This window comes from Roseateles sp. P5_D6 (assembly GCF_054049415.1).
In genome coordinates, this window is record NZ_JBFUMK010000007.1 from 280,772 (window position 1) to 290,966 (window position 10,195).

Annotated in this window: 10 protein-coding genes; 7 read left to right on the forward strand and 3 right to left on the reverse strand. The window is 68.7% G+C overall.

Annotated elements, in window-relative coordinates; genetic code table 11:
- Positions 1–6 precede the first annotated feature (6 nt).
- Positions 7–636: a LysE family translocator gene (locus ACXJKM_RS12335; RefSeq protein ID WP_457352630.1), complete on the forward strand. Its 630-nt coding sequence runs from the start codon at positions 7–9 to the stop codon at positions 634–636.
- Here ACXJKM_RS12335 and ACXJKM_RS12340 read toward each other — a convergent pair.
- Entirely contained in the window at positions 633–2,288 is a 1,656-nt protein-coding gene (locus ACXJKM_RS12340; RefSeq protein WP_457352632.1) for a cation:proton antiporter, read from the reverse strand. The two genes, ACXJKM_RS12335 and ACXJKM_RS12340, sit on opposite strands and share 4 nt — an antisense overlap.
- A gap of 6 nt (positions 2,289–2,294) precedes the next feature.
- Positions 2,295–2,837: a 5-formyltetrahydrofolate cyclo-ligase gene (locus ACXJKM_RS12345; protein ID WP_056192395.1), complete on the reverse strand. Its 543-nt coding sequence runs from the start codon at positions 2,835–2,837 to the stop codon at positions 2,295–2,297.
- Between the two features lie 113 nt (positions 2,838–2,950).
- Here ACXJKM_RS12345 and ACXJKM_RS12350 point away from each other — a divergent pair, with 113 nt between their 5' ends.
- The gene (locus ACXJKM_RS12350) at positions 2,951–4,585 is read left to right on the forward strand and encodes a hypothetical protein (RefSeq protein WP_457352634.1); all 1,635 of its coding nucleotides are present in this window, start codon (positions 2,951–2,953) and stop codon (positions 4,583–4,585) included.
- Position 4,586: 1 nt separating this feature from the next.
- Here ACXJKM_RS12350 and ACXJKM_RS12355 read toward each other — a convergent pair whose 3' ends face one another.
- Positions 4,587–5,159 carry a DUF4114 domain-containing protein gene (locus tag ACXJKM_RS12355; RefSeq protein WP_056192388.1) on the reverse strand — a complete coding sequence of 191 codons (573 nt, stop codon included), beginning with the start codon at positions 5,157–5,159 and terminating at the stop codon, positions 4,587–4,589.
- 245 nt (positions 5,160–5,404) lie between these two features.
- Here ACXJKM_RS12355 and ACXJKM_RS12360 point away from each other — a divergent pair, with 245 nt between their 5' ends.
- The 5 genes from ACXJKM_RS12360 to ACXJKM_RS12380 form a co-directional block, all read left to right on the forward strand.
- On the forward strand, positions 5,405–7,387 hold the full coding sequence (locus ACXJKM_RS12360; RefSeq protein ID WP_082532394.1) for a lytic transglycosylase domain-containing protein: 1,983 nt from the start codon (positions 5,405–5,407) through the stop codon (positions 7,385–7,387).
- A complete protein-coding gene (locus ACXJKM_RS12365) occupies positions 7,384–8,337 on the forward strand; it encodes a complex I NDUFA9 subunit family protein (RefSeq protein ID WP_056192383.1) in 954 nt (317 codons plus the stop codon). The genes ACXJKM_RS12360 and ACXJKM_RS12365 overlap by 4 nt, the downstream gene beginning before the upstream one ends.
- 82 nt (positions 8,338–8,419) lie before the next feature.
- Positions 8,420–9,100 (forward strand): glutathione S-transferase family protein, encoded by a 681-nt coding sequence (locus ACXJKM_RS12370; RefSeq protein WP_457352637.1) that lies wholly within the window; start codon positions 8,420–8,422, stop codon positions 9,098–9,100.
- Between the two features lies 1 nt (position 9,101).
- Positions 9,102–9,410 (forward strand): DUF1272 domain-containing protein, encoded by a 309-nt coding sequence (locus ACXJKM_RS12375; protein WP_457323738.1) that lies wholly within the window; start codon positions 9,102–9,104, stop codon positions 9,408–9,410.
- A gap of 592 nt (positions 9,411–10,002) precedes the next feature.
- Positions 10,003–10,195, forward strand: a 193-nt coding sequence (locus tag ACXJKM_RS12380; RefSeq protein ID WP_457352639.1) for a helix-turn-helix domain-containing protein, incomplete at its 3' end; no start/stop codon positions are given.

Here is a 10,195-nt window from a genome sequence, read left to right on the forward strand (position 1 = left end):
ACACCCATGCTGCCCACCGGCGCCGCCCTCTACGCCTTCCTGATCGCCACCCTGGTGCTCGCGCTGACACCGGGCCCCGGCGTCGTCTTCATCGTCGCGCGCACGCTGGCGCAGGGGCGCACGGCAGGCCTTGCGTCGGTCGCCGGCGTCGCCCTCGGCAATTTGACGAATGCGGTCGGCGCGTCCATCGGCCTGGCGGCGCTGTTCGCAGCGTCGTCGCTGGCCTTCACCGCCGTGCGCTGGGCCGGCGCGGCCTATCTGATCTACCTTGGCATCCAGGCCCTGCGCCAGCCGGCCGCAGTGGCTGACGGCACGCCGCCTGCACCCGCCGAGCCACGCAAGCTCTTCCGCGACGGCTTCTTCGTCGCGCTGCTCAACCCCAAGACGACGCTGTTCTTCGCCGCCTTCATCCCGCAGTTCCTGCCCCCTGAGGGCTCGCAGGCCGCGCAAGCCTTGGCGCTGAGCATCCTCTTCGTCGCGGTCGCCGCGGTGACGGACAGCGGCTATGCGCTGCTGGCCGGCTGGATGAAGCCGCTGCTGCGCGGCGCCAGCGGCCGCGGCCGCTATGTGTCGGCGCTGGTGTACTTCGCGCTGGGCCTGTACGCGGCCTTTGGCGGGCCGAAGCAGAAAGCCTAGGCGGCCACGACCCGAGCGAGCGCCTGTGCCAGCGCCTGCTGCGAACGCAGCACATGGTTGACACCGGCATCTTCCAGCCACCGCGCCTCTTCCGGCGTTTGGGCGACGACGGCACAGCGCAGCCCGGGATTGAGCTGCCGCGCCGTGGCCAGCATGGCCGGCACGACCCGCACATCAGTCACGGCCACGACCAGCCAATCCGCCTGGGCAATGTGGGCCTGCACCAGCGTCATGGCCTCGCTGGCGTCGCCAAGCACGGCCGCATGGCCGGCGGCACGCAGCTTCTCGACGACCTCGCGATCGCGGTCGATGACCACCAGCGGGCGGCCGCCCAGTTCGTCATGCAGGGCCGTGCCCAGCGACCCGTGGCCGACCAGCACCACCTGGCCCGCCAGCGCGCTCTCGGGCGTGTCGACCGGCAACTCGGCCAGCGGGTCGTCGCGTGCCTCCAGCTTGCACGCCCAGGCCGAACGCTTCAGCACCCAGCGGCGCAGCGGCTCCACGCCCGAGAACAGCAGCGGGTTCAGCGCGATGGACACGATGGCGCCCGCGACGACGAGGCTGGTCGCCTCGGGGGGGATCAGGTTGAGGCTCTGCCCCAGCCCCATCAGGATGAAGCTGAATTCACCGATCTGCGCCAGGCTGACCGCCACCGTTAGCGCGGTCGACAGCGGATAGCGCAGCAGCAGCACCAGCGCGCCGGCGGCGAACGTCTTGCCGACCAGGATGACGGCCACCGTCGCCAGCACCGCCAACGGCTGCTCGACGAGGATGCGCGGGTCGAACAGCATGCCCACCGCAACGAAGAACAGCACGGCGAAGGCGTCGCGCAGCGGCAGGCTCTCGTGGGCCGCGCGCTCGCTGAACGCCGATTCGCGCAGCACCAGGCCGGCGAAGAAGGCGCCGAGCGCCACGCTGACACCGAACAGCGCCGCCGCCCCCACCGCCAGGCCGATGGCGGCGGCCACGGTGGCCAACGTGAACAGCTCGCGCGAGCCCGTGCGGTTGACCTGCCACAGCAGCCACGGCAGCAGGCGCCGGCCAACGATGAGCATGACGGCCACGAAGGCCGCCACGGCGAGCAAGGTTGTCAGGATGGTGACGGCCAGGTTGCCGCCGCCATCGCCCTTGCCGCTGAGTACCGGCATCAACACGAGGGCCAGCACCATGGCCAGGTCCTCGACCACCAGCCAGCCCACGGCGATGCGGCCATTGCCGGTGTGCAGCAGCTCGCGTGATTCCAGCGCGCGCAGCAGGACCACCGTGCTGGCCACCGACAGCGCCAGGCCAAACACCAGCGACGCGCCCAGGTCCCAGCCCCACCACCCGTGAGCCAGGCCCGCGCCCATCGCCGTCGCCGCGGCCATCTGCACCAGCGCACCGGGCAGTGCGATGCCCTTGACCGACACCAGGTCGTGCACCGAAAAATGCAGGCCCACGCCGAACATCAGCAGCATGACGCCGACCTCTGACAGCTGCTGGGCCAGGTGCACGTCGCCGACAAAGCCCGGCGTGTGCGGCCCGATCAGCACGCCGGCCAGCAAGTAGCCCACGAGGGCCGGCAGCCGCGCCCATTGCGCGAGCAGGCCCAGCACCAGGGCCAGGCCAAAGGCAGCGGCCAGCGTCGAGATCAGGGTCATGCCATCGTGCATCGCCAATTACTCAGGAGTGAGGAGCTCGCGCTCGGTGAGGATCAGCGTCAACGCACGGTCATGCGCCTCGACGGGGAAATGGGTTTCGGCCGCGGACCATGCCAGGCCGATGGTCGTCACGCCCGGGTGTTCGGCCAGCCAGCGGTCGAAATAGCCGCCGCCATAGCCCAGGCGAAAGCCCTCTCGCGTGAAGCCGACGCAGGGCACCAGCACGACGTCGGGTACAACGACCGCGCCGGTCGACGAGGCGATGCCACATTCGTCCTGGGCCGCGGGTACGCCGCCGTCCCAGCGGCGATAGACCATCTCAGCGGGTTCACGGCGCGCAAACGGCAGCGCGCGCGCGAATGGCACAGGGCCGGGATCGAACTCGCCGGGTAGCGGCCAGTACACGCCCAGCAGTTCCGGCTCCAGCTGGGCCAGCAGCTCGTGAAGGCCCAGCGTGATTGCGGCCTGCGCGGTCTGGAAGGCCGGGCTGGCAGCAAAGCCGCGGCGCGCGGCCAGCAGCTCGCGGCGCAGTGAAGGACGGTCGGGGTGAGAAGCAGTCATCGGCCAATTAAAACCCAGGGCCAGTCTGCTCCTCAGCCCTGATGACGCCACGGCTCCTCACAACGCCCGGCTGGGGCTATGGTTGCCTTCGTCGCCAATGCTCGGAAGCCGCCATGCCCACGCCCGACACCCCCTTCCATCCGATCATCTACGTGCGCGGCTATGCGATGTCGCGCGGCGAGATCGACGAGACCACGGCCGACCCCTTCTGCGGCTTCAACCTCGGCTCGACGATGTACCGCGCCGTGCCCAACAAGACCGACAGGCCCCGCAAGTACGTGTTCGAGTCGCCCGTCGTGCGGCTGGCCTCGGAGTACCAGTACAAGGACGTCTACGAGGACGGCTACGACATCGTCGACCCGGAGTGGGAGGCCGACTCCCTGGGCAAGCCGACCGACAACAAGCTGGGCAACCGCTGCATCGTCATCTACCGCTATTACGACGCCGCCTCCTCCTATCTGGGCAGCGGCAAGACGCCCGAGATCGAGGACTTTGCCAAGGGGCTGTCCAAGCTCGTCGCCCGGGTGCGCGACCTGGTCTGCAAGAACCCCGACAACAAGATCAAGCCGGCCGACTTCCGCTGCTACCTCGTTGCCCACTCCATGGGCGGCCTGGTCTGCCGCGCCTTCCTGCAGAACGCGGCCCTGGACACCGAGAAGGTCGCGAAGCTCGTCGACAAGTTCTTCACTTATGCCACGCCGCACAACGGCATCGACGTGCTGGGCCAGAACATCCCGTCCTGGCTGAGCGTCAACGACATCTCCAACTTTGACCGCGACAAGCGCATGCCGGCCTACCTCGACCTGGCCACGGCTGCCAAGAAGCACAAGCGCGCCGACCTCATCCCTGAGGCCCGCTTCCCGTCGCGGCGCGTCTTCACGCTGGTGGGCACCAACCGGCTGGACTACGAAGCCGCGGCCGGCGTGTCGCGCAGCTTCGTCGGCCATGGCAGCGACGGCCTCGTCAAGATCGAGAACGCGACGCTGTGCGGCCTGGACGCCAAGGGCAACATCACCGACCAGTGTGCCAAGGCCTTCGTCTACCGCGCCCACTCGGGCTATTTCGGCATCGTCAACAGCGAGGAGGGTTTCCAGAACCTGGCCCGCTTCCTGTTCGGCGACGTGCGGGTGGACCTGTGGCTGGAGATCGACGACATCCGCCTGCCCGACAAGGTGCAGGAGGAGGCCGACGCCGGCCGGGCCGTCAATGCCCTCTACCAGATCGAGGTGCAGGCTTCGCCACGCGGCAAGCTCTGGTACCTGACGCGGCGCACCACGGAGGAGGATTCCGTCGCCTGCGTGGCCCAGGCCGATTGGAAGAAAAACGCCAGCCTCTACCTCAGCAGCGTCTTCCTCGCCAACCGGGCCAAGATCAACCCGCGCCGCAAGTCGCTCGCCTATGGCATGACGCTGGGCGTGCGCGTGCCTGACTACGAAATCGAAAAGCGCCTGTGGCTCAACGAGCACTTCGAGGGCGGCTATCTGTTCCGCAATGCGCTGATCCTGGAGATGGTGCCGCCGGCCAACGAGGGCGAGGCCTGGAAGGTCAAGTACGCCTGGCAGGACGCCGGCGTGTCCATGGCCGACACCGAGATCGCGGCCAAGCAGCTGAAGTCGGGCCGCATTGAGGTCAGCGTGCCTTTTGACAGCAGCGCGGTCGCCACCAACGGCAAGATGAAGCCCACCAACCCCGGCATCCGCGGCCGGCTGCGCTTCGAGATCGAGGGCTGGAACGTGGACGCGAGCTGAGTCAGCGAAGGCGACGGCGCCAGGCCAGGCCGGCGGCGCCGGCCAGCAGCAGCGCCCAGCTGGCAGGTTCGGGCACGGCGGTAATCTGGTAGACGAAGCTGTGGTCGTTGTAGTTGAAATCACCGCCGCTGGGCAGGTCCTCGAAGGCGAGGTTGGTGCCGGCCGGCACCTTGGCGTCGCCGGCAAACGGCGCGGCCCAGACATGGTTGACGCCATCGCTGTTCAGGCTGACGTCGCTGTAATAGCGCGCCGCACCGCTGTTGGCATCGATGAAGAACACCAGGCTGTCACCGGCCGACACGGCGCCCAGCACAAAGGTCTGGCCATAGGCGCTGGCATGGTTGTCCAGGCCGGGCGTGCCGTCGACGCCGTTGATGCGCGCGCCGACGAGGTTGGTGAAGCCGCCAGCCGCGCCGGTGTAGTAGGCCACCAGCAGGCCGCTGGTGGCCGCCGTGAAGCTGCTGGGTGGCGCCGGCGTGCCGGGCGTCGGGTAGACGGCAGGGTTGGCCTGGGCGGCCAGGCTCAGCAGCGCGGCGGAGGCCACCAACAACAGACGTTTTGCAGCGGTCTTCATCAACAGTCTCCTCGTCGATGGGATGTGAGGTTAGCGGATTGGATAGCGCTATCACCAGCCCCTAACTCGTGGACAAATTCGGGGGCAAACCGCGCGCCTGCGTAAAGCGCGAAGCCCCGGGTTTCCCTGGGTTAAATTCGGCATCAAGGCGCGGCGCTCGGCCAGCTGGCCGGCGCTCACGCAAAGTGAAGCAGTCGCGAGGCGTGAAGCGCATGAGTCAGATGGGTGGTCGAGTCTTGGAATGCATGAGCCGCGGGGCGCTGGCCCTGCTGCTGTCGGCGGCGTTGAGCGCCGACGCCGCCCCGCCGGTGCCCCCCGCCGATGCCGACCTCGCCGTGCAGGCCCGCGACGCCTGGGTCAAGCGCGACCGCAAGCGCCTCACGGCCTTCGTCGAGGCGGCTCGCGCCCAGAACCATCCGCTGGCCGGCTGGGTCGAGTACTTCGACCTCAATGCGCGGCTCAGCGAAGTGCGCCAGCCCGAGATGGACGCCTTCTACGCGCGCTACCCCGGCAGCTATGTCGAGGACAGGCTGCGTAACGACTGGCTGCTGGAACTGGGCCACCGCCGCGACTGGGCCAATTTCAGGCGCGACCATGCCAGCTATCAGATGCGCGACGACCGCGAGGTCGCCTGTTACGTCATGCTGGCGGATCATGTCGCCGGCACCAAGGTCGATGCCGACGCCGCCCGCACCGCGTGGATGGCCCAGAAGGACGGCGATGACGGCTGCCAGCAGCTCGCGGCCGCCATGGTCGAGGCCGGCCAGTTCAAGCCCGACACCCTGTGGGCCAAGGCCCGCCTGGCCACTGAGCAGGGCCGCCCGCGCGCCGCGCGTCAGGCCGTCGCCCTGCTTTCAGCCAAGCCCCTCGACCAGAAGCTCGCCGAGCTGCAAGACAACGCCGGCCGCTACCTGACGCGCAAGGCCCGCACCTCGCCGCGCCCCGAGGCGGAGCTGACGGCGCTGGCCCTGGCCCGCGTCGCCGGCAACGACCCCGATCAGGCCGGCGACCTGCTGCAGGACAAATGGAGCAAGCTGCCCGCCGACCTGCAGGCCTGGCTGTGGGCGCAGATCGGCCGCCAGTCCGCGCTGCGCCTGCAGGACGACGCCCTCGCCGCCTTCGCTCGCGCCGAGAAGCTCGCGCCCGACCTCCCCTGGACCGACGACGCCCTGGCGTGGCACGCCCGCGCCGCGCTGCGCGCCCGCCAGCCGGCCGCAGCCCTGCGCGCGATCGAGCGCATGACGTCGATCGAGCAGCGCGACCCGGCCTGGGTCTACTGGAAGGCCCGCGCCACGCGGCAACAGGGCGACCAGCCGGCCGCTCGTGCCCAGCTCGCCGCGCTGGCGACCACGCCGCTGAACTACTTCGGCCGCCTCGCCGCCGAGGACATCGGCCTGCCCACGCCGCTGCCGCCCGCGCCCGCGCCGCTGACGACCGAGGAGCGCCGCGCCGCGCGCAGCCACCCCGGCCTGACCCGGGCCTTGTCGCTGATCAACCTCGGCCTGCGCAGCGAGGGCGTGCGCGAATGGAATTTCTCGCTGCGCGGCATGGGCGACCGCGCCTTGCTGGCCGCCGCCCAGGAAGCCTGCGACCGTGAGGTCTGGGACCGCTGCATCAACACCAGCGAGCGCACCAAGGCCGAGATCGACATCGCCCAGCGCTACCCCACGCCGCATCGCGTCGAGTTGCAGCGCGAAGCGCAGGCCGCCGGGCTCGACGCCGCCTATGTCTACGGCCTGATCCGCCAGGAATCGCGTTTCGTGCTGGACGCACGCTCGCACGTCGGTGCGGCCGGCCTGATGCAGGTCATGCCCGCCACCGCCAAATGGACGGCCAAGAAGGTGGGCCTGAACTACAACGCCGAGTTGATGCACGATCGCGACTTCAACCTGCGCATCGGCACCAACTACCTGAAGCTGGTACTGGACCGCTTCGAAGGCGCCCAGGCCCTGGCCGCGGCGGCCTACAACGCCGGCCCCGGCCGCCCCGCGCGCTGGCGCGATGGCCCCGTCATCGACGCGGCCATCTGGGCCGAGAACATTCCGTTCAACGAGACGCGCGACTATGTGCGCAAGGTGCTGCTCGGCGGCGCCATCTACGCCCAGGTGCTGGGCCTGCCAGCCACCAAGCTGCGCGAGCGCCTGGGGCAAAGCATCGGGCCCGCCGGCGCACGCGATGCCGACGTCAGCGACGTGCCGCCCGCAGCGGTGGGAGAGTCCAAATCATGAGCCTGTCCGTATTGGTCCTGGGCGGCAGCGGCTTTGTCGGCCGCGCCTTGTGCGAACAGCTGACGCGCCGCCTCGGCGCCGAGGCTCGCGTCACCGTGCCCACGCGCCGCCTGCCGCATGCGCAAGCCGTGCAGAGCCTGCCAGGCGTCACCGTCGTGCAGGCCGACGTGTTCCACGACCTGCCAGACCTGGTGAGAGGCCATGACGCCGTCGTCAACCTCGTCGCCATCCTGCAGGGCAGCATGGCCGCCTTCGAGCATGTGCATGTCGAGTTGCCCAAGCGCATTGCCGCGGCCGGTGCGAAGCGCCTCGTGCATGTCAGCGCCCTGGGTATTGGTGGGGGGATGAGCGAGCATGCGCCGTCGCGCTATCTGCGCAGCAAGGCCGCTGGCGAAGCTGCGCTGCAGGTCGCGGCGCAGACCCATCCACTGGAGCTGACGCTGCTGCGCCCCTCGCTGGTTTTTGGCGACGGCGACAAGAGCGTCAACCTGTTCGCGCGGCTGCAGGGCTTGTTCCCGGTGATGCCGTTGGGCGGGGCGAATGCGCGGCTGCAGCCGGTGTGGGTGCAGGATTTGGCCCGTGCCCTCGTCGAGACGCTGCTGCGCCGCGAGACCATCGGCCAGACCTACGAGATCGCCGGCCCGCGTGAACTGACGTTGGCCGAGCTGGTGCGGCTGGCCGGCCGCGTCGCGGGCTGCGAGCGGCCCATCCTGCGCCTGCCCGGCGCGCTGGCGACGCTGCAAGCCCTCTTCATGGAATGCCTGCCCGGCGAGCCGCTGCTGTCGCGCGACAACCTCGCATCGCTCACCGTGCCCAATGTACCGAGTGGCAAGCTGCCGGGCCTGGCGGAACTGGGCATTCAGGCCAGTTCGCTGGAGGCCGTGCTGCCGACTTATCTGTCGCCTGACGGCGGCGTTGCACGTCTGGACGCCTGGCGCGCCAGGCGCTGAGCGCGCATCAATCCGTTGCGGATTGCTCATCCCCGGCGCAGCAGCGGCTGTTTAAGCTCGCCGGCTCAACGCGAAAGGTGTCATGAAGCTCTACATCGGCAACAAGAACTACTCGTCCTGGTCCATGCGCAGCGGTGTGCTGCTGGCGGCCTTCGGCATTCCGTTTGAAGAGGTCAAGCTGCGCTTCGACTTCACGCCGGACTCGGAATGGACCCGCGTCATCGCCGGCATCACGCCGACTAAGCGCGTGCCCGTGCTCGTCGAGGACGACGGCTTCACGGTCTGGGAGACGCTGGCCATCGCCGAGTACATCGCCGACCGCCATCCCGAGCACGCCATCTGGCCGCGCGATGTGAAAGCCCGCGCGCGGGCGCGCAGCCTGTGCGCCGAGATGCATGCCGGCTTCATGCGGCTGCGCACGGTTTGCCCGATGAACATCGAGGTCTTCTTCCCCGACGTCGGCGCCAAGCTCTGGGCTGAGGACGAGGCCCTGCGTGCCGATGTGGCGCGACTGGATGCGGCGTGGAGCGGCGCGCTGGCCAGCAGCGGGGGACCTTTCCTGTTCGGCGAGTTCAGCGCGGCGGATGCCTACTTTGCGCCGGTAGCGGTGCGGCTGAGCCGCTTTGGCCTGCCGGTGTCGGAAGCGGCTGCGACGTATCGCGATTCGCTGCTGGCACACCCGGCGGTAGAGGACTGGATCGCGGACTCGATGCGCGAACAGGATTTCATCGTCGAGGACGAGCCTTACCGCAAGAGCCGCTGACATGCTGGAGCTGCGACCCAGCTGTGAGCATTGCGCCGTCGCGCTGCCGCCTGAATCGACGGCTGCGCGCATTTGCAGCTTTGAGTGCACCTTCTGCGTGGGCTGTGCGGAAGGCCTGCTCGGCAATGTCTGCCCCAACTGCGGCGGCGGCTTTGTGCCGCGGCCCGTGAGGCCAGCGCGAAACTGGAAGGGCGGGAACTATCTTGGGGACTATCCGGCAAGGACGGTGCCGAAGTTGAGGCTGGTGGATTTGGAGGCGCATGCGGCGTTGGTGGAGTCGCTGCAAGGGTTGCCGCCGGAGGAGCGGTAGGACGCTTTTGCGAAGAGCGCCACTGATCGATGCATTGCCGGGAGTCCGTCCCGGCGGCCGGATAACTTTCTTCTGCGGCGCCAGAAGAAAGTCATCAAAGAAGAGGCGCTGAACCGCACTCGAGCACCACGCTGCCAAGAGCGACGCGCGAAAACGCTCGGTGGATTGCGCGTAGACGCGACCCGCTGCGCTCTCGCCCACCACTTGTCACGAGCCGGATTCATCGCACCAGCATCCCGTTCGACGCGCGGCTGCACGCCGGGCTCATCAAAACAGCCCAATGCAGCGTCGCTCGGGCGACGCGGCTGTTCCGTATTTCCTGATGAGCCCGGCGTGCAGCCGGCGTTAAGCGGCWTGAAGGGGCGATGGATGGCGCTCGGCACAAGTGGTGGGCGAGAGCGCAGCGGCTCGCTTCGGCGTGCGGCCCAGTTCGAGCAACGCGAGCGCCTSATCCCRCTCGAGTGCGGATTGCATTGAGCGCTCCTCTTTTGGTGACTTTTCTCTGGCGCGTTGTTTGGACCGGAGACATGGGTAACRSSYGTGCCAGGACATGGGTAACGCTTTCGGGGTTTCGAAGCCCCGGAAGAAGCCCATGGTCTGGATGGAGAAGAACACCGTGTCCCTGCGTCAAGAGTTCGTGCACCTGGCCCGCCAGGACGGCGCCAACGTGCGTGCGTTGTGTCGCCAGTTCGGCATCAGCCCCAAGACCGGCTACAAGTGGCTGAGCCGTTTCGAAACCTGCGCGGGCGATGCGCAGGCGCTGCATGACCGCAGCCGTCGTCCGC